The organism is Natrinema sp. LN54 (assembly GCF_052439245.1).
GTDB lineage: Archaea > Halobacteriota > Halobacteria > Halobacteriales > Natrialbaceae > Natrinema > Natrinema versiforme_A.
This window is the reverse complement of the sequence record NZ_JBQVRP010000006.1, coordinates 220,847-238,273: the sequence shown is the minus strand read 5'-3', so window position 1 is coordinate 238,273 and position 17,427 is coordinate 220,847. Positions and strand designations below refer to the sequence as shown.

Below are 17,427 nucleotides of genomic sequence, written 5' to 3'. Positions count from 1 at the left end.
CGAACGACGGCTATGCGGGGACTTCCTTCGGACTCCGCTCCCAGTGACGGTGCTCGGCGATCGCGTCGACGAACGCCTCGGCGAACGCCTCGAGGTCGTCGTCCTGTCCCGTCACCACGCCGTCCGATGAGACCGTTTCGCCGTCGTCGGCGATCTCCACGTCCGGTAGCTCGACCGTCTCGAGCAGGTCGGTCCCCTCGCCGAGGGCGGCGATCGGTTTCTTGTGTTTGAACGTCTCCGCGACGAAGTGCTTGGCATCGCCCTGCTCGAGGAGCGCGTCGACGCTGTCCTCGCCCCCGGGGACGAAGAGGGCGTCGAACAGCACTGATTCGGTCGTCACGTGGCTCTTGTCGGCCTCGACCGTGTCGCCGTTCTCGGACGTCTTGTCGCCGAGAATCTTCGAGACGACCTTCACGCGGGCGCCCTCGTCTTCCAGCGTCGATCGGATCGTCTCGAGGGCCTCACCGTCGTAGCCGTCGTCGACGAGGACGGCGATCTTACGGGTCTCGATGGAGTCGGCGTCGCGGCGTTCCTCGATGCTCAGGCGGGAGTCCTCGCGGTCGTGCGTCGGCATCTCGTCGCCGGGCTCCTCGGGCGGTTCGACGCCGATGCCTTCCGCGACCCGCTTGGCGAACTCGTGGTCGACGTTGTTGAACAGGTCGTAGACCATCCGCTCGCGGATCTCCATGCGATCGACCTTCCCGAGTTCGAAGTGGGCAGCGTCGATGATGTTCTCCTTCTCGGGTTCGGTCATGCTGTTCCAGAACAGCCGGGCCTGATCGAAGTGGGTCTGGAAGCTCTCCGACCGGTTGCGTATCTTCTTCCCGTCGATCTTCTCGGCGTGGTGTTCGTACCCGCCCTCACCCTCGGGGACCTCCCGGGGATCGTCGTCGCCGATCGAGTTGGGCTTGTAGGAGGCCTTGCCCTCGTTGATCTCCTGGCGCATGAAGCCGGCCCGCTGGTTGTTGTGTCGTTCGGTGACGGGGCGGTTGATCGGGATCTCGTCCCAGTTGGCGCTGCCGAAGCGGTTGAGCTGGGTGTCCTGGTAGGAGAAGAGCCGTCCCTGCAGGAGCGGATCGTTCGAGAAGTCGATTCCGGGTACGACGTTGCCCGGGTGGAACGCGACCTGTTCGACCTCCGCGAAGAAGTTGTCCGGCGTCTCGTTGAGGACCATCTTCCCGATCGGGCGCACCGGCACCTCGCTCTCGGGAACGATCTTGGTCGGGTCGAGGACGTCGAAGTCGAACTCGGCGGCCTCCTCCTCGTCGAAGATCTGGACGCCCAGCTCCCACTCGAGTTCGTGGCCCGCCTCGATGACGTCGTAGAGGTCCATCCGGTTGAAGTCGGGGTTCTTGCCGGCGATCTTCTGGGTCTCGTCCCAGACGAGTTGGCTGGTGTCGAGCGCCGGCGTCCAGTGGAACTTGACGAACCGCGCGTCGCCCTCGTCGTTGACCAGTCGGAAGGTGTGGACGCCGAAGCCCTGCATCATGCGGTAGGCGCGAGGCAGGGCTCGTCCCGATAGCACCCACATGATCATGTGGGTGATCTCCGGCTTGAGGGAGGCGAAATCCCAGAAGGTATCGTGGGCCGCCGAGGCCTGTGGCATCCCGTCGTCGGGTTCGGGCTTGATCGAGTGGACCAGGTCGGGGAATTCCATCGCGTCCTGGATGAAGAAGACCGGGATGTTGTTCCCGACGAGGTCCCAGTTGCCCTCCGTGGTGTAGAACTTGGTCGCGAACCCGCGGACGTCCCGAACCGTGTCGGCGGAGCCCCTCGAGCCGACGACCGTCGAGAACCGGGTGAAGACGGGCGTCTTCTGGTCGGGATCGGTCAGCACCGCGGCCTTGGTTAGCTCGGAGATGTCGTCGTACTCGCCGAGGTCCGGGTCCTCGTAGGGCTGGAAGTAGCCGTGGGCGCCGCTGCCGCGAGCGTGGACGACCCGTTCCGGGATCGACTCGTGGTCGAACTGGGTCATCTTCTCCCGGAAGTGGAAGTCCTCCATGATCGTCGGCCCGCGCTCGCCGGCCTTCAGGGAGTTGTCCGTGTCGCTGACCTTGACGCCGTGGTCGCTCGTCAGCTCTTCGCCCTCGGAGTTCTCGCGGACCTCCTCGAGTTGCTCTTGCTTGCTGTTCTCGTCCGTCTCGCCCTCGTGGGCGTCGCTCGTGCCCGCTCGGCTCGACTCCGAAGCGGACTGCGACTCGTCGGCGCCGCCGTCGGCCATCTCCCGCCGCTCCGCGTCGTCACTCGTCGCTTCGTCGTCTGATTGGTCGTCGATCGCGTCGGGCTCGTCCGATCCGCCGTCGGTCGCCCGTTGCTGCTGGTCGTCTCGTTCGTCGGGGTTTGAATCGTCGACTGGCATGGTTCGAAATGGGGGGTCGTTCGCTGCGCGTTCGACCGATCGGTCCGCATCGATACCGTCACTGATGGCCGACGGTGTCCAAACAGGGTCGCGGACGGATTCGACTTCCCCGTCGCCCGCTCGGTTCGGCGTTCGCGTCTCGCGGCCATCGATGCTGTTCCCGACCGGCGTACTCCACCATCCAGAATGAGCGGTGTAAGCGTCGGGCGGTCACTTGCAAGGCGTCGGTCGCAGATCGGAAGCCGGAAACGGGCCCGAAGTCCGGTAACGATCGTTCGAACGCTGCTCGAGCCGACCCGTCGCGAACCCGAGTTGGGCCGAACCGCGGTCAGCCCACCCGCTCGAGAACGATCGTCCACAGGACGGCAGCGTACAGCGCCGCGCCGAGGACGGACAGCCAGCGGCCCGCCCCGACGAGCGGCGAGACGGATCCCAACGACCCGCTGACCTCGAGGCCCAGCCCTCCCAGTAACGCCGTGACCGACCACCGCGCGGTTCGATCGCCGATGCCGACCGCGACGAACGCGCGCGACCAGCGCGTGACGGTGGCGGTCGCGTTTCCGGACCCCGTGGCCATCGCCGATCAGAACGGCGACTGGACGGTCGTGTCGTCTTCCTCTCGTCCCCGCGCTCCGCTCCCCGGTCTGCCGCCGACCGACTCGCTCGGGACCTCGCCGGACTCGCGGTACTGCGATTCGAGGGACTCGAGGGTCTCGTTGAGCGACTCGGACTGGTGGTGGGACGGCCGGACGCGAACGCGCACGAGGTCGTACTCGTGGCTGTCGCTCAGCCCGTTCCACGCGCGGAACGAGCCCTTGACGAGTGCGTCCGCCTGCGGGCAGAATTCCGTCGTGGGGCTGAACTCCGCCCGGAGCACGGTCGGGTCGTCGGCGTCGACCGCGTATCGGTAGCCCGCCTCGGGGTGACGCCGGTCGAGGTTGAGCCGCGCCAGATTGTAGCCGAACGTCGCGTCGTAGACGCCCCGTTCTTCGAACAGGTCCCGCGCGATGTCGTGGAAAGCGACGTGTGCCTCGCCCTCGAGCACGTCGTGGTCCTCGAGGAACGGCCCCGGGTCCGGCAGGTGGTCCGGGACGAACGCGTCCGGTTCGTCGAAGCTACCCTCGCCGTCGGCGTCCGCCGATCGCCCGCTCGAGAAGGGATTCATTGTATCGCGGACTACGCTCCCGATCGTCCAGTAGCTCTCCCCGAACATGTGACGCGGTTTGATGGCCGATCCGAACCGCCACGACTGCCCGGACAGGCGGCTACAACCGGTGCTTGTACGATAGCTATCGCCCCCTGAACCGTTTTAGAAATCGTGACTGACATAGAATCAGTGTATAATTAGTGCCAAAATAATACGACGATGATCATGTATATCCGATCACGTCCAGAAGTGGCCACCACCGTCGGGGGAGGGCCAGAGGATTTATATCGGATCGAGGAAAGAGTCCGGCCAATGCTACTCTCAGTCGATCGGTCGGAAGCCTCAGCCGAGCAGTCTATCAGTTTCGACGTTATCGCTGCCGTCGCCGAACGGGAAGGAATCGACCCCGTGGAACTCGAACCCCCAGAATACGACGCTCTGTACGATGTCATCAATCCGGAGGCGCTCGACGCGCTCTTTGCGACCCGCGAGAACGGCCGAAATCGGCCGACCGGCCGCGTCGAATTCCCGTTCTGTGGCTATCACGTCGTCGTCACGAGCGACGGCGACGTCGACGTTTCTCCGCTCGAGTAACCCGCGTCGGTACCGTGGTCGCCAAATCAGCTATCGCGGAGTGAAACGGCCGTTGTGATCTCGTCGCGAGAGTCATCTCCGTGCGGATCGACGCCGGAGAGATGGTGGAACGCTATCGGTCTCGCCGAGAAAAACCGCGCTCAGTCGCCGGCCGTCGCCGCTTCGAACACGTTCTCGTGGAGCCGGTCCGTGACGATCTCCATCAGCGGCTCCATGTTCCGGGTGTCCGCGCGGTTGTACTCGATGAGCGTCTCGAGTGAACTCTCGTCGCCGGCTTCGTACTCGTGCCAGAGGCGGACGGCGTCGCGACCGCTGATGTCCGGCATGTCCCGGTCGATGCCGAGATCGCGTTCGATCGCCTTCAGTCCGCCGTCGAGGCCGAGCTTCTTACAGGGGTACATCAGATCCACGTGGGGAACGTCGACGTCGACATCGAAACACGTCTCGAGGAAGGGAACGTCGAACCGCTGGCCGTTGAACGTGGCGAGCAGCGCCGCGTCGTCGAGTTCTCGCTCGAGGCGCTCGCTCGTGAGGTCGCGTCCTTTGACGAAGGTCTTCGTCTCACCGCCGCGGTGGAGGCTCACGGTCGTCACGTCGTTACAGGCGGCGTCGAGTCCGGTCGTCTCGATGTCCAGGAAACACGTGTCGTCGCGGACGTTCTCGTAACACCGCCAGCGGCTCGCGGCCGGCAGCGCCTCCGCGAAGACGGACACGTCCCCCCGGTCCAAGTGGGTCCGGCCCTCGTCGATAAACGTCTCGATGCGGTCGGAAAGCGTCGCGCCGACGACGCTGCCGTCGAACTCGTCCCAGTGGGTGATACCGTTCTCCCACAGGCGTCGTTCGGTGGCTTCTCCGACCCCGTGAACGGGAATGAAACTGTTCTCGATTCGCACACCTGTTGGGGGGCACGGAGCGGGTAAAAACGCTTGGATCGCAAGCGGTGTCGGCGGACGGCAGCCGTCAGTTGCTGTTGTCGGAGAGATACAGCGTTCGATCGATGATGCTGACGGCGGCTTCGCCCCACTGCTGAATCGCGGCCCCGTCCGAGTCGGGAATCTCGATGACGATCCGGTTCCGACCGATAGTCACGTCGCCGTCCGGCGTCGACGCCTGATCAGCGAAGCTCCGCATCTGATACTGGAGCAGCCGTTCCGTCGACCCGGTGATATCGACCGTCTCGGCGTCGAACTCGAAGGTCAGTACCGCGCTTCCGTCGTCGGTCTCCTCGGCCGTGACGTCGAACCGGTGGCTCGAGAGTTCCGGTGCCGGCGCGTCCTCGTTCATCGTATCGACGGCCTCCTCGACGGTCACGTCTTCCTCCTCTGGTTCGAACTCCTCATCGTCGAACTCGAACCCGGAGAGCGCGTCCACGGGCGGGTCCTCGGCGTCGTCAGCCTCGGATTCGCCGTCGACGGTATCGGGTCCGGGTTCGTCCTCGGCCGTCTGGGCGTCGGACTCGGCGGCCGCAAGTTCAGTTTCGCTCGAGTCATCGACGAGGTCGGGAACGTCTGCGTGCGCGTCCTCGTCACCGGAGCCGTCCTCACCACCGGTCTCGTTCTCGTCCTCGCCATCGGCCCCGTCCTCGGCGGGGGCGGCCGATCGGGAATCGGATTCGTCCTCCGTTCCGTCGTCGAACGACAGCACGTCGATCTCCTCGGGCGATTGCGGGATTTCGTCGGCGGTCGTGTCTGCCGACTCGTCTCCCTCGAGACCGGTGTCGGCGTCGGTTTCGTCCTCGTTCTCGACCTCGGCGTCGCTTCCGTCGGACTCGGGTCCGTCGGCGTCTTCGCCGTCGCTTCCGTCGGCTTCCTCGAGCGAGTCAGCGTCGTCCGAGGCGTCCACTTCGTCGGAGGATTCGACTGCGGACTCGGCTTCCGCGTCGGCCACCGGGTCGTCGGCAGCCGAGTCTGCGGGCGCGTCGTCGCCGTCACCGGCGTCCTCGCTCTCGTCGGAATCCTCGTCAGTTGGCGTCGTCGCCGCGCCCGGCATCGGCGTCGCCACGGCGTCGTCCTCGTCGCTCGCAGCCGCTTCGCTCTCGTCGCCCGGACCCGCGGCGATCACCGCCGAGTCGTCGGGTTCCGATTCCGAGCCGTCCGGGAGCGCGCCGGCGATCGTCGGGCGGGCCGCGTCGATCGCCTCGCGGTCCAGCGGCGTGGCGTACCACGCCGTTCGATCGGGCGAGGTGATGAACCGGCCGCGATTGCGTTCGGCGTGTGGGTGCTCGAGCGGTTCGTCCTCGGCGTCGGACGCCTCGGCCGCCGGCTCTTCGTCTGGCCACTCGCCCTCCGGCTCGTCGTGCTCGCCGTCGGCCGACTGGGCGCTCTCGTCACCGGTTTCGTCGATATCCTCGTCCGCTTCCGCCGGGTCGGCCGCGGCCGGCTCCGCGTCCGATTCGGGTTCCCGCCGGCCCGCTTCCGACCGCTGTTGATACTGGGGATGGGACGCAGGCTGTGGCCCGGCGTTTGGCGCATCCTGTCGACGGGCATCGGCCTGTTGTGGCCCCATCGCCTGTTGCTGTCCCCCCTGTTGGGCCTGCTGTGCCTGCTGGGGCTGATTCGCGCCCGGACCGGAACTGATCGTCCCGCCGCTCAGGTGGAGTTGCGTCCCGCCACCGCCGCCGGGCCCGTTCGACATTCCATCTAAGCTATGGGCGATATCCGTCAGATCGTCGTCGATATTGTCCTCGAGTTTGTCGATCTTGTCGCCGACGCTCCGCAGAGCGAGGGCCACGTCCCAGAGGACGACGACGCCGAAGAACAAGAGCGCGAGGAAAACGGTAACGGCGGCTCCACCGAGAAGCTCAGTACTAGCTTCGACCATGTATGCTACTCTTTGAACCGATAGGTCGTTCGATATATAGACCTTATGCCGTAACACGGATAATGCTGGAGTGAGACGGCCGGAGACGGACGAACGCGCCGTTCTACTCGCGGCCGCTCTCGCCGACGGAGATACACGATCGAATACGTGTCCGATATATTATTTGATATCGGCCCGCGACTGGCTCGCTCTACAGCTCGAGCCAGTCGGTGGTGGTCTCCGTTTCTCGGAGGCGCCACCGCTGTTCGTCGGTCCCGCGCCGGGACCGCACCGTCACGACCGCATCGAACAGCGGTTCGAAGAGCGCGACGGCGTCGTGGTCCGACGCGAGCGGGACGTGATAGTGTCCCATGCCGCGGGCACGGTCGACCCGCGACGTCATCACGTGTAGCAGGCGAAACACCGTCTCGGCATCGTACTCCCGAAGCAGCGGAACGAGCGAACCGATGCAGACGCGAAGCGCCGACGGATCGAACCCGCCGGCGGCGGCGTCGAATTCGTCGATGGTCTCGACGATTCGAATTCCGAGCGCGCCGAGCGACGACGCCCCGCTTTCGGCCGCCGATTCCGCCTCGGTCTCGAGCACAGCCCTCGAGTCGATCGTGTGGACCTGTTCGGTCGCAGCGCTGGCGGCGTTCTCGCACGCGACGCGATCGCCGTCGGTCGTGACGATCAGCCGATAGCGGGAGTCGTGGTTCGCCGCGCCGAGCAACCGATGACAGGCCCGCTCGTGTGCCGCCGGCGCTGCGCCGACGAGCAGAATGTTGCTCCCCTCTCGCTTGAGCGCGCTCAGAGTCCGCGCGAACGTCGCCCGATCCGGCACGGCGTCCCCACACTCGTCTTCCATTCGTCCTATCGATCAACCGATTCCATCATAAAAATTGTGGCATCATTCGATTAGAAAAGGAGATCGCTATCGGAAATCGTCGTCTCAGTGATCCGTCTAATCGTCCGGTTTTTGACACCGGCGGCCGTAGCTCGCGCATGGCCAACGATGACGACGAACTCGTCGACGCCGTTCGCGAACTCGCGCGGACGATCGACGACCTCCGCGACGAACTCGAGGGGCCCCGCTCGCGACGGCGGCCGCCCCTTCGCCCGCCGACCCCGAGAGAACTCCTGCGGTTCACCGACGAGATAGCACTGCCCGCCGCGCTGACCGTCCTCGAGACCAGCGTCCGCGCGCTCGAGGCGTTCCAGCGGAGCCTGCGCGTCGTCCGGACCGAACGCGAGGCCCGCGACCGAACCGGCGAGGCCGTCGAGGCGACGAGCGAGCGCGCGAACGAACTCCGGCGGACGACGCTCTCCCAACTCGATACCGTGCTGGCGGAACTCCAGCGCGCCGCGTCCGACGGCGGGTTGCCCGCCGACGAGACGGCTCGAGACCTCCTCAAAGAGGCGCGCGACCTCCGCGACGACGTGGATAGCCGCCTCCGGGACGCTGCCGACCGGGAGTCGCAAACGGCCGAGACCGGAACCGATCGAACCGAGCCCGAAGGCGGGGTCACGATCGATATCGACGACGGGCCGCTGACCGACGACGAGACGGCAGCGGACGACGCCGACGGCCGCGACTCCGCCGTCGACGTCGACGCCGAACTCGAGACGCTGCGGGATCAGTACGCCGACGAGGAGGACGGCTCGAGCGAGACCGATCCCGGCGCCGCAGGGAGGAACGACGAACCGGATACGAACGACGACGGCGACGGCGCGGCTGCGGACGACACCGACGCCGGCGCTGACGGGGCCGGAGAGGACGACGACGAAAACTGAGCCGGCGCCGATCGAATCGGCGCGATACTGAGACCTCGTTCCTGCCGTCAGACCGGCTCGAACCGGTAGCCGTCCCAGTCCTGACTGTCGGGCTCTCTGATACCAGCGCCGGGCTCGCGGAGTTCCTCGGCGTAGACCGGCTGCACTTCGTCACCGGTCTCGACGTCGCCGGTGGTCAGTTGCCCGATCGCGCGGACCGACTCGCCCTCCACGTCGAACTCGACGATCGCGAGGTGGTTGGGTTCGCGGACGCCCGGCGGCGTCGCGGTGCTCGTCGTCCACGTCACGACCTCGGCGGTGTACTCGCTGAGGTCGATCGTTTCGACCGGCTCCGCGCCGCCGGGCCCGCGCGGGTGGCCGGGGTAGGTGATCGATCCGTCGTCGTAGCGCGTCGCTTCCATCGTCATCGTGCTGCCTCCATGATAGTGGTGATAACGCAGTTGCCGAAGCCGCCGACGTTACAGCACAGCCCCACGTCCGCGTCGACCTGTCGGGGACCGGCCTCGCCGACGAGTTGTTCGTAGATTTCGACGCCCTGTGCCACGCCGCTGGCGCCGAGCGGATGGCCCTTCGACTTGAGCCCGCCCGAGGTGTTGATCGGTAACTCGCCGTCCCGCTCGGTGTAGCCCTCCTCGACGAGTTTCCAGGCCTCGCCCTGCTCGGCGAAGCCGAGCCCCTCCATCTGGAGGAACTCGAGGATGGTGAACATGTCGTGGAGTTCGGCCACGTCGATGTCCTCGGGTTTGGTGTTGCTCATCTCGTAGGCCCCACGTCCACTTTCGACGACGCCGCCCATCACGGTCGGGTCCTCGCGTTCGTGGACGACGTGGGTGTCCGTCGCGCCGTCGATGCCCGAGATGACGGCGTACTCGTCGGCGTATTCCTCTGCCACCGACTCGGGACAGAGCATGAGCGCCGCCGAGCCGTCCGTGATCGGACAGAAGTCGTACAGCCGCAGCGGATCGGCCACGATCGGCGACTCGAGGACCGTCTCGAGATCGACTTCCTTCTGGAACTGGGCGTGGGGGTTGTCGACGCCGTTCTTGTGGTTCTTGACCGCGACCTTGCCGAGGCTCTCGCGGGGTGCGTCGAACCGCTCCAAGTAGTGTCGCGCCGTCAATCCAGCGAACGACGGCAGCGTGACGCCGTGTTTGTACTCCGCGGGGTGGGTCAGCGACGCGATCACGTCGGTGGCCTCCCCGGTCGTCTTGTGAGTCATCTTCTCGCCGCCGACGAGCAGGGTCATGTCGCTGGCCCCGCTGGCGACCGACTGCCACGCGGCGTAGATGCCCGCGCCGCCGCTGGAACTCGTCTGGTCGACCCGTTGCGTGTACGCCGGCATCGCGTCGAGGTCGTGTGCCAGGGCGTTGGGAACGCCCGTCTGCCCCTCGAACTCGCCGCTCGCCATGTTCGACACGTACAGGTGCTCGACATCGTCGGCCTCGACATCAGCGTCCTCGAGACACTCGATCCCGGCCTCCGCGAGGAGGTCCTGGATCCACTCCCCCTCGCGTTGCCCGAACTGTGTCATCGAGGCACCGATGATTGCAACACGTTCCATAACTTACCGGACTCGAGTCAACGATTTATAAGTGGGGGTCGCGACGGCGATCGCTGATTCGGTTTCGCCGATCCGTGCGCTCCGAACGGGAACTCGACTCGGTCGCAACGCTCTCAGTCGTGGCGGTCGAGACGCGATACGATGACGTTCGCTGCCCCGTTCGACCGCATCGATCCGACCCATCGGCTCGTCGTTCGATCGCCGTCGGCAGCGGCCGGGAGCGATCGACCGGATCCGCTGGCCGTCGAAAATCGGATCGTCGAAATCGCAATGGACAGTGGCGATGCCGTCCACTGCTGTCTCGATCGCTCCTTTCTCGACGCGGCGGATCCGGCGCGGACGAAGGCCTGTGATCGCCTGCACCGAGTCCGGGAATCGGACCGAGTGCTGGCAAGCGGCGAACCGGAGTACCGAGCGACCCTCCCGGCCGACCGCGACGCCGTGCGGGCGTGTCTCTCGGTCGACCGAGAGGACACGGACGCGTGGCTCGCTCGCGTGTTCGGAATCGCCGAATTCGCCGTCGTCACCGACGACGCGTGGCTGTATCGGTCGGTTCCCCACCACGATCACATTCGGGAACTCAACGCGAACGCGGTCGACGGCTTCCTCGACGACGTGACCGCTTCGCTCGAGTCGATCCCCGGGGCGGGCGTGGTCCCGTTCGACGGGCTGGGAACGTGGGAGACGACGGAGTATCGGTACGCCGTGACCGCGCGATCGATTCGCCGAAGTACCGACGGAGACCGGTGGCAGACGTTCGATCTGGACCGGCTCCGCGCCGTCTCTCTGGTCCCGGAACGGTCGGAACTGCTGTTGCGCTGGGACTCGCCCGCGACGGATTCGTGGACGCGGCGTGCGTACAGAACCGTCGTCGGTCGGGGCTCGACCGAGCCGCCGAGTCGAGTGTCCCTCCCCGATCGCGAAACGACCGCCGAGTTCGCCGGGGCGCTTCGGGAGGTCGCCGACCGCCTCGAGTACGAATTCACGGTCGAAGCGATCGACGCGTAGCTCGAGCGCGATGGGACACAGAGTAGGAGCCAGCACCGGGTCAGCGACGCAGCGCGGAAGGCCGCTGGTTACGCCGATTCCGCCGCGGCCGTCCGCAACTCGCTCGCACGGGAGCGCGCCTGCGAGATCACCGCGGGTCGGGCCTCGAAGGAGACGGTAACGTCCTCGTCGCCGTAGGTGACGTCGTCGACGTGTGCGTTGTCGTGAATCCACGAGATCACGCTCATCGTGTCGTCGGTCATCGGCAACAGCAGCCGCTCTTCCTCCCAGTCGGGCAGTTCCTGATCGATCCGCTCGAGCAGGCCGTCGACGTTGAGTCCCTCTTTGGCGCTGACGGTGATGGGGTTCGGTGCGAGCGACGAGAGCGCGTCGCGTTTCTCCGCGAGTTCCTCGTCGCTCACCTGATCGATCTTGTTCAGCACGGTCACGATCGGGGCCTCGTTGCGCTCGTAGAGGGTGTCGTGGGAGGTGACCAGCTTCTCGTGGATCTCGTCGACGGGCTCGCTCACGTCGACGACCAGCAAGACCAGATCCGCCCGGTAGACCGAGTCGAGCGTCGACTTGAACGACTCGACCAGCCAGTGGGGGAGATCGCTGATAAAGCCGACGGTGTCGGTCACCAGCACGTCCCGGCGGTCGATCGCCGCGCGCCGGGTCGTCGTCCCCAGCGTCGTGAACAGTTTGTCCTGTGACTCGGCCGTCGGATCCAGATCCTGATGGAGTCCGTCGTTTTCCTCGACCTCGAGGTCGGTCGCGAGCTGGCGCAGCAGCGTCGATTTGCCGGCGTTCGTGTAGCCGGCGAGCGCGACCAGATCGAAGCCGGAATCCCGGCGGCGCTCCCGCCGGTGCTGTTCGGTCTGCTCGATCCGCTCGAGTTCGTCTTTGATCCGGCTGATCTGGTCTTTGATGTCCCGCTCGCGGCTCTCGTCGTACTCGCCCAGCCCCATGAAGCCGGGATGTTCCTCCCGTTTGGCGAGGCTCGTCTTCGCCTCGGCTCGGGGGAGTTCGTAGCGGAGTTCGGCCAACTCGACCTGGAGCTGGGCCTTGCGCGTCTGGGCGCGCTGCCCGAAGATCTCGAGGATCAGCGTGAATCGATCGATGACCTCGACGCCCTCCGGCAGGAGCTGTCCGAGGTTGTACGTCTGGTAGGGGCCGAGACGGTTGTCAAAGATGACGGTCGTGGCGTCGGTTGCCGCGGCGAGGTCGGCCAGTTCCTCGGCTTTCCCCTCGCCGATCTGGAGGGCCGGATCGGCCCGTCTGGACTGCGTGACCTCGCCGACGACGGTGTATCCCGCCGCGCGGGCCAGATCGCGAATCTCGCTCGTATCGGCGGTGCCGGAATCGACGCGCTTGACGATGATCGTGTTCATACAGGTAGCTGTCTCGCTGCCGGGCGTGGTCGGTCGTGCTCGCTCGAGCGCCGTCGCTCGTCGAGCCTGCGATTCGTCGCGCGCACGCGCCGGCCGTGTCGGCGTTGCGGACACCGCCGCGTGAACCCGGAGACGCTAACGATGCCGGTCGCACACCTCCGTTGGACGGACGTGACTCATGCTCGTCCGTACGCGACGAACCGTCTTGAATCCCGCGCCCGATTCCCTCTCGCGATTCGCTCGCTCGGCCGCTCGCACGCTCGAGCGGCGCCGATCGACCGGCGAGTGGCCGATATACCCGGCCGTGCATTCGACCACAACAGTCATAGGAACCGACTCGAATGGGACCGGGTAATGATAGATCTCGATCCGACGACCCTCGGCCTCGAGTTCGGGGGCGGCGCGGTCGTCGGCGGTCTCATCGGGTTCGCTACGAAGAAGATCGCAAAGTTGCTGGCGATTATCGTCGGCGTCCAACTGATGGCCTTTCGCTACCTCGAGTCACAGGGGATCGTCATCGTCGACTGGAACCGGCTCTCGGCCGGAATTTTGAAGACCCAAGAGCGGGCACAAGGCGCGGCGGACATCCACTGGCTCCAGTCGATGGTCTCGACGCTGTCGATCGGCGCGGGCTTTACCAGCGGCTTCCTGATCGGATTTCATCGCGGATAGCCGGCAATTGGCGTCTCGAGTGCGCTGATCGACTCGAGGCTTATCGCGTTCGCAGGTCGTCTTTGTCTTTGACGATTTCCGTCTCCGCCTCGCCGCTGGTGTGTTCGTTGACCGTGTCGTAGAAGTCGTTCTGGAGCCCGGCCGGGAACGTGAGGACGCCGATCCACGAGCCGTCGTTCTGCCACTCCTCGCGCTCTAAATCGCCGAACTGGCGGATCTTCGCCTGCGCGCTGCCCGCGTGGTCGGCGGGGACGTTGACGGCGACGGTGACCTCCTCGAACCGGATCGGGATGATCGGCCGCAATGCGTCGAGCGCGTCGTCGACCTGCTCTTGGACCGGTTCCATCGGATCGACGGTGAACCCGGCCTCCTCCAGGGCGTTCTCGATCCGTTCCGGCGGATGGGGCGCGTTGTCCATCTGCGGGTTGACCGCGTTGCGCGTGATCGTGTCGATCAACTGCTTGCGCTTCTGTTCTTGCATCTCGCGGCGCTGATCGGCCGTGATCTGGATCTCTCCCTGCTTGATCACCTCGGGAATGATCTCGAGCGGCTCCGTGGTATCGAAGACCTTCTCGAGGTCGGCCTCCGCGGGCCGGTCGCCCCGGGAGGCGTCCTCGAAGACGTCCTCGGCGGCGATTACGTCCTCGAGGTCGCCCTCGAACTCGTCGCGTTTGATCTCGAGTGCCGCGTCGGGATCGACTAACACTTCGAAGCGCGCCCCGTGTGACTCGAGTCGCGCCGTCACTGCCTCGTCAAGCGAAATCATACCTGACGGTTCCGCCGCCAATGAAAAGAGTGTTTCCCGATTTGATCAGGCGAGCCGGTCGCTGGTCGGGGCTTGCAGACGGGAGACTCACACAACGAAGTCGGAAAACGGCGGTCGGAAACCGAACGGCGTCTCGATTACTCGGCGGGTTCGTCGTCTTCGGGCTCGTCCTCGCCGTCGGCGAGGACGTCGTTCTCCTCGAGGTGGTCGGCGATCCGGTCCTGATCGAACTGCTCGAAGGACTCGGTTTCGACGTCGACGGTCGCCAGCCCCACTTCGTTGGGGAGCAGGGACCCGTCGTTGACCGACGCGAGCGCGTCGAGTGCGAGTCGGATGCCGCCGTCGAGGTCGGCCTCGTCGTCGTAGTTCTCCTCGAGGTAGGTCTGGAGTTCGCCGCGGTCGGAGCCGACGGCCAGCGCCTTCCACTCGTAGGGCGTCCCCGAGGGATCGGTCTCGAACAGGCGCGGCTCGCCGTTCTGGATGCCGCCGACGATCAGCGCGACGCCGAACGGTCGGGCACCGCCGACCTGCGTGTACTGCTGGATGTGGTCGGTGACTTCCTTCGTCAGCGTCTCGACGCCGATGGGCTCGCCGTAGCGCAGCTGGTTGACCTGCGTCTGGCGGCGGGCGAAGTCGATCAGCTGGCGGGCGTCGGCGACGTGGCCCGCGCTGGCGATGCCGACGTGGTCGTCGGCCTTGTGAATCTTCTCGACGCTCGAGTCCTCGAGCAGCGGGGAGGGGACTCGTTTGTCGACGGCGAGGACGACGCCGTCGTTCGTTCGGACACCGATACTCGCCGTGCCTCGCTTGACCGCCTCGCGAGCGTACTCGACCTGGTAGAGTCGGCCGTCGGGCGAGAAGATCGTGATGCCGCGGTCGTACGCCTGCTGTTGTTGTTGTCCCTGCATAGTATCACACTAAATGGTAATCGAGGTCTGTCGCGCCCACGAACGCCTCATCGAGTCGCACGTCCCCAACGTCGTCCCGCAGGACGGCGACTCGCTCCTCGTTCCCGAACACGACGTTTCTCTCTTCGGAATCTTGCCCGTCCCGTCCTAAATAGTTTTCTTCAGCCGCCCGGATCGTGCCACTGATACCGCTGACCCGAATCCCGACGGGAGCGCCGTCTATCTCGTCGATACAGGCCAGTGCCGCTCGAGCCGATTCGGTCTCTCCGCGGCGGACTTTGACGACCGCCTCCCCCGTTCCGTCGGTAAACCGGAACCTGACGACGCTGAGATCGGCGTCGGCACTGCCCGGATCGCCCAGCAGGTTCTGGCCCGCGTACCACAGCTCGCGCTGGAACGACCGCCTGCCGAGCCGCTCGTCGGGCCACGTCTCGAGTTCCACGGCGAGGTACCGCCAGCGCGGTCGGAGGTGTTTGGGGAGGTGTTTCATGCGTTACTCGGCGGCCGTCTCGTCCGCGGTCGGACTCCGCTCGGCGACCAGTACGCCCACCTGATCGTGGACGCGCTCGACCGCCGTCAGCGAAAAGCCCGCGTCGGTAAAGGCGTCCGCGAGCACGCCGACCGTCGCCGGATCGTCGACCTCCGGGGAGTAGAACGGCTCCTCGGGGTCGGGCTCGCCGAAGAACATCACGTCTCCCAGCACGAATTTCTGGGGCTCGAGGTCGGCGATGACCGCGATCGCCTCGCGCTTTTCGTCGTCCGAGAGGTGGTGCAGCGCGAAGTTCGAGGTGACCACGTCGACCTGTCCGTCGTAGTTAGGTTCGCGGAACGTTCCGCGGTCGAACGCGAGGTTCTCGAGGCCTTCGTCGGCGGCCTTCTCCTCGGCTTCGGCCATCATCTCCTCGCTGATGTCGCGGCCGACGACCCGCTCCGCGTCGGGGGCCAGCGCGAGCGCGATCGCGCCGGTTCCGGTGGCGAGATCGAGGACGACATCGTCGCTCTCGGGGGCGGCGTGTTCCACCACGAGGTTCGCGCAGGCGTGGTACTCCTCGGACTTCGACTCGTCGTACTCGCCGGCTTTCTCGTCGAACCGGGCGGCGTGTTCCTCAAGACTCTTCTTCATACCTGCCACGTTCGACCCCCGGCTCAATGAACGACTCGGACTGGACGTGCCGGTTGCGGTCGGCCACTCGCCCCCACTCCGCGAGGCCGTCTTCGACGAACTCGCGGGAGAACCCGATCTCCTCGCCGAGGGCTTTGAGTTCGCGTGGCGACCGCAACTCGAGGTGGGAAGTCGGATCGGCGCTGACGACGTAGGGCGCGTCGTAGTGATCGACGATCTCCCGCAGTTTCCGCAGCGACTGTAGAATCCGGACGCGGCGGCCACCGCTCTCTCGGAGCACCCCGCCGAAATTGAACTCGATGCGAACGCCGTTCTCGACGGCGGCTTTCGCCAAGACGTGATTGAAATCCCCGTTGCCGGTCATCGGATGTGCGAGCACGTCCACTTTCGCCTGTTCGACGGCGAAGCGGTTCAGCGCCGTCGTCCCGCCGTGTATCCCGACGACCGTGTGAGACGTTCGGAAGTTTCCAACCGACCCGCTCGCCTGCTGTGGATCGTCGGCCCGAATCTCGACGCCCTCGACGACATCGATTCCGTACTCGTCGCGAATTTCGTTGGGATCGTACGCCGCTCGAGCGCCGTCGTGATTGCGGACGACCACACCCTCGAACCCGTAGTCGGCCGCCGTCTTCGCGAACCTGGCGACCGTGCTCTCTCCGTCGGGACGGGCGTGGACGGCCTCGTACATACTCGAGTCGTCTCGCGGCGGCGACTTGGGGTTTGCGTCATGCGGCGACCGACCGATCGAATACTGATATTCGATCGCTGAGGGAGTGTTCGGCAGTTCCAAACCGTAGCTAAGTCGTAGCAGACGAGAGTGACGCAGTCGGCCGGTGACGAGATATGCGTCACACGAACGTTCTGAAAGACATCATCCCCACTGTGAGCATCAGGAGACCGAGGGCGACCACGATGACGGCACCGCCACAGTTGACGACGCGGTAACTCAACGAATGCTCCCGATCGAGATCCTCCCTCGTGAAGACGTTTTCAAGACTGACCGCGAAGGCGAACGTCGTTACGAGCCCGATAACCGCGGTGGTCACGAACCCAGCGAGTACAAGGCTGACGACAGTCAGGAGACTTCCGATCAGTCCCAGTACGAGACCGACGACATAGAGCTGCCGGGTGTCAATCGTCACACTGAGCCGACACTACGATCACGGCGGATATGTATCTGCCGACCGTACGCCCCGCCGGAACTGACTCTCGATCCGCTACTGAGGGGCGTACAGAATTACATGGCCGGGAGCGCGCCCGAACAACTGTGAGGGCGCGCGACTCGGGGGAGGGCAGGCGGCTACCAGATTCCGACCGCGAGCGAAG

General features: G+C 65.7%; 19 protein-coding genes. 4 read left to right on the top strand and 15 right to left on the bottom strand.

The genetic code is table 11. The features are described from left to right. Positions 1-10: 10 nt before the first annotated feature. The 3 genes from ACT4ML_RS18270 to ACT4ML_RS18260 form a co-directional block, all read right to left on the bottom strand. Complete coding sequence (locus tag ACT4ML_RS18270) at positions 11-2,359, bottom strand: catalase (protein WP_444722152.1); 2,349 nt, start codon at positions 2,357-2,359, stop codon at positions 11-13. A 328-nt stretch (positions 2,360-2,687) separates the two neighbouring features. Then, the gene (locus ACT4ML_RS18265) at positions 2,688-2,936 is read right to left on the bottom strand and encodes a hypothetical protein (protein WP_444722151.1); all 249 of its coding nucleotides are present in this window, start codon (positions 2,934-2,936) and stop codon (positions 2,688-2,690) included. Between the two features lie 6 nt (positions 2,937-2,942). Further along, positions 2,943-3,572 (bottom strand): hypothetical protein, encoded by a 630-nt coding sequence (locus ACT4ML_RS18260; protein ID WP_444722150.1) that lies wholly within the window; start codon positions 3,570-3,572, stop codon positions 2,943-2,945. Positions 3,573-3,818: 246 nt separating this feature from the next. Here ACT4ML_RS18260 and ACT4ML_RS18255 point away from each other — a divergent pair, with 246 nt between their 5' ends. Then, on the top strand, positions 3,819-4,100 hold the full coding sequence (locus ACT4ML_RS18255) for a HalOD1 output domain-containing protein (RefSeq protein WP_444722149.1): 282 nt from the start codon (positions 3,819-3,821) through the stop codon (positions 4,098-4,100). 140 nt (positions 4,101-4,240) lie between these two features. On the opposite strand, the gene ACT4ML_RS18250 is transcribed toward ACT4ML_RS18255, so the two are convergent. The 3 genes from ACT4ML_RS18250 to ACT4ML_RS18240 all read right to left on the bottom strand — a co-directional run bounded on the left by ACT4ML_RS18250 (position 4,241) and on the right by ACT4ML_RS18240 (position 7,767). Then, entirely contained in the window at positions 4,241-4,993 is a 753-nt protein-coding gene (locus ACT4ML_RS18250) for a ribonuclease H-like domain-containing protein (RefSeq protein ID WP_444722148.1), read from the bottom strand. 67 nt (positions 4,994-5,060) lie between these two features. Then, a complete protein-coding gene (locus tag ACT4ML_RS18245; RefSeq protein ID WP_444722147.1) occupies positions 5,061-6,920 on the bottom strand; it encodes an AAA family ATPase in 1,860 nt (619 codons plus the stop codon). Between the two features lie 190 nt (positions 6,921-7,110). Beyond that, complete coding sequence (locus ACT4ML_RS18240; RefSeq protein ID WP_444722146.1) at positions 7,111-7,767, bottom strand: DUF7504 family protein; 657 nt, start codon at positions 7,765-7,767, stop codon at positions 7,111-7,113. Between the two features lie 137 nt (positions 7,768-7,904). On the opposite strand from ACT4ML_RS18240, the gene ACT4ML_RS18235 reads away from it, so the two are divergent. Continuing rightward, complete coding sequence (locus ACT4ML_RS18235) at positions 7,905-8,693, top strand: DUF7547 family protein (protein ID WP_444722145.1); 789 nt, start codon at positions 7,905-7,907, stop codon at positions 8,691-8,693. A gap of 47 nt (positions 8,694-8,740) precedes the next feature. Here the strand turns inward: ACT4ML_RS18235 and ACT4ML_RS18230 are convergent, their stop codons facing one another. Together ACT4ML_RS18230 and ACT4ML_RS18225 are read right to left on the bottom strand one after the other, a co-directional pair. Further along, positions 8,741-9,100 (bottom strand): nucleic acid-binding protein, encoded by a 360-nt coding sequence (locus tag ACT4ML_RS18230; protein WP_444722144.1) that lies wholly within the window; start codon positions 9,098-9,100, stop codon positions 8,741-8,743. Continuing rightward, positions 9,097-10,254 (bottom strand): thiolase family protein, encoded by a 1,158-nt coding sequence (locus ACT4ML_RS18225; protein WP_444722143.1) that lies wholly within the window; start codon positions 10,252-10,254, stop codon positions 9,097-9,099. Before ACT4ML_RS18225 ends, ACT4ML_RS18230 begins: the two co-directional genes overlap by 4 nt. Positions 10,255-10,395: 141 nt before the next feature. On the opposite strand from ACT4ML_RS18225, the gene ACT4ML_RS18220 reads away from it, so the two are divergent. Further along, positions 10,396-11,262, top strand: a complete 867-nt coding sequence (locus ACT4ML_RS18220; protein WP_444722142.1) for a hypothetical protein — start codon at positions 10,396-10,398, stop codon at positions 11,260-11,262. A gap of 68 nt (positions 11,263-11,330) precedes the next feature. Here ACT4ML_RS18220 and hflX read toward each other — a convergent pair whose 3' ends face one another. Next, the gene (gene hflX / locus ACT4ML_RS18215) at positions 11,331-12,632 is read right to left on the bottom strand and encodes a GTPase HflX (RefSeq protein ID WP_444722141.1); all 1,302 of its coding nucleotides are present in this window, start codon (positions 12,630-12,632) and stop codon (positions 11,331-11,333) included. A gap of 354 nt (positions 12,633-12,986) precedes the next feature. On the opposite strand from hflX, the gene ACT4ML_RS18210 reads away from it, so the two are divergent. Beyond that, complete coding sequence (locus tag ACT4ML_RS18210; RefSeq protein ID WP_444722140.1) at positions 12,987-13,304, top strand: FUN14 domain-containing protein; 318 nt, start codon at positions 12,987-12,989, stop codon at positions 13,302-13,304. 40 nt (positions 13,305-13,344) lie between these two features. On the opposite strand, the gene ACT4ML_RS18205 is transcribed toward ACT4ML_RS18210, so the two are convergent. The 6 genes from ACT4ML_RS18205 to ACT4ML_RS18180 all read right to left on the bottom strand — a co-directional run bounded on the left by ACT4ML_RS18205 (position 13,345) and on the right by ACT4ML_RS18180 (position 17,243). Continuing rightward, positions 13,345-14,070, bottom strand: a complete 726-nt coding sequence (locus ACT4ML_RS18205) for a ribosome assembly factor SBDS (protein WP_444722139.1) — start codon at positions 14,068-14,070, stop codon at positions 13,345-13,347. A 137-nt stretch (positions 14,071-14,207) separates the two neighbouring features. Beyond that, positions 14,208-14,978: an archaeal proteasome endopeptidase complex subunit alpha gene (psmA, locus tag ACT4ML_RS18200; protein WP_444722138.1), complete on the bottom strand. Its 771-nt coding sequence runs from the start codon at positions 14,976-14,978 to the stop codon at positions 14,208-14,210. 4 nt (positions 14,979-14,982) lie between these two features. Then, complete coding sequence (locus ACT4ML_RS18195; protein WP_444722137.1) at positions 14,983-15,468, bottom strand: Rpp14/Pop5 family protein; 486 nt, start codon at positions 15,466-15,468, stop codon at positions 14,983-14,985. 3 nt (positions 15,469-15,471) lie between these two features. After that, positions 15,472-16,101 (bottom strand): class I SAM-dependent methyltransferase, encoded by a 630-nt coding sequence (locus ACT4ML_RS18190; RefSeq protein WP_444722136.1) that lies wholly within the window; start codon positions 16,099-16,101, stop codon positions 15,472-15,474. Next, positions 16,085-16,789, bottom strand: a complete 705-nt coding sequence (locus ACT4ML_RS18185) for an RNase P subunit p30 family protein (protein WP_444722135.1) — start codon at positions 16,787-16,789, stop codon at positions 16,085-16,087. The genes ACT4ML_RS18190 and ACT4ML_RS18185 overlap by 17 nt, the downstream gene beginning before the upstream one ends. 160 nt (positions 16,790-16,949) lie before the next feature. Then, positions 16,950-17,243, bottom strand: a complete 294-nt coding sequence (locus ACT4ML_RS18180; protein ID WP_444722134.1) for a hypothetical protein — start codon at positions 17,241-17,243, stop codon at positions 16,950-16,952. Positions 17,244-17,427: the final 184 nt, after the last annotated feature.

Bases quoted from the DNA above. Each gene is read 5' to 3' on its own strand.
- ACT4ML_RS18270 (WP_444722152.1), bottom strand. From the start codon at position 2,359: ATGCCAGTCGACGATTCAAACCCCGACGAACGAGACGACCAGCAGCAA.
- ACT4ML_RS18265 (WP_444722151.1), bottom strand. From the start codon at position 2,936: ATGGCCACGGGGTCCGGAAACGCGACCGCCACCGTCACGCGCTGGTCG.
- ACT4ML_RS18260 (WP_444722150.1), bottom strand. From the start codon at position 3,572: ATGTTCGGGGAGAGCTACTGGACGATCGGGAGCGTAGTCCGCGATACA.
- ACT4ML_RS18255 (WP_444722149.1), top strand. From the start codon at position 3,819: ATGCTACTCTCAGTCGATCGGTCGGAAGCCTCAGCCGAGCAGTCTATC.
- ACT4ML_RS18245 (WP_444722147.1), bottom strand. From the start codon at position 6,920: ATGGTCGAAGCTAGTACTGAGCTTCTCGGTGGAGCCGCCGTTACCGTT.
- ACT4ML_RS18240 (WP_444722146.1), bottom strand. From the start codon at position 7,767: ATGGAAGACGAGTGTGGGGACGCCGTGCCGGATCGGGCGACGTTCGCG.
- ACT4ML_RS18235 (WP_444722145.1), top strand. From the start codon at position 7,905: ATGGCCAACGATGACGACGAACTCGTCGACGCCGTTCGCGAACTCGCG.
- ACT4ML_RS18230 (WP_444722144.1), bottom strand. From the start codon at position 9,100: ATGACGATGGAAGCGACGCGCTACGACGACGGATCGATCACCTACCCC.
- ACT4ML_RS18225 (WP_444722143.1), bottom strand. From the start codon at position 10,254: ATGGAACGTGTTGCAATCATCGGTGCCTCGATGACACAGTTCGGGCAA.
- ACT4ML_RS18220 (WP_444722142.1), top strand. From the start codon at position 10,396: ATGACGTTCGCTGCCCCGTTCGACCGCATCGATCCGACCCATCGGCTC.
- hflX (WP_444722141.1), bottom strand. From the start codon at position 12,632: ATGAACACGATCATCGTCAAGCGCGTCGATTCCGGCACCGCCGATACG.
- ACT4ML_RS18210 (WP_444722140.1), top strand. From the start codon at position 12,987: ATGATAGATCTCGATCCGACGACCCTCGGCCTCGAGTTCGGGGGCGGC.
- ACT4ML_RS18205 (WP_444722139.1), bottom strand. From the start codon at position 14,070: ATGATTTCGCTTGACGAGGCAGTGACGGCGCGACTCGAGTCACACGGG.
- psmA (WP_444722138.1), bottom strand. From the start codon at position 14,978: ATGCAGGGACAACAACAACAGCAGGCGTACGACCGCGGCATCACGATC.
- ACT4ML_RS18195 (WP_444722137.1), bottom strand. From the start codon at position 15,468: ATGAAACACCTCCCCAAACACCTCCGACCGCGCTGGCGGTACCTCGCC.
- ACT4ML_RS18190 (WP_444722136.1), bottom strand. From the start codon at position 16,101: ATGAAGAAGAGTCTTGAGGAACACGCCGCCCGGTTCGACGAGAAAGCC.
- ACT4ML_RS18185 (WP_444722135.1), bottom strand. From the start codon at position 16,789: ATGTACGAGGCCGTCCACGCCCGTCCCGACGGAGAGAGCACGGTCGCC.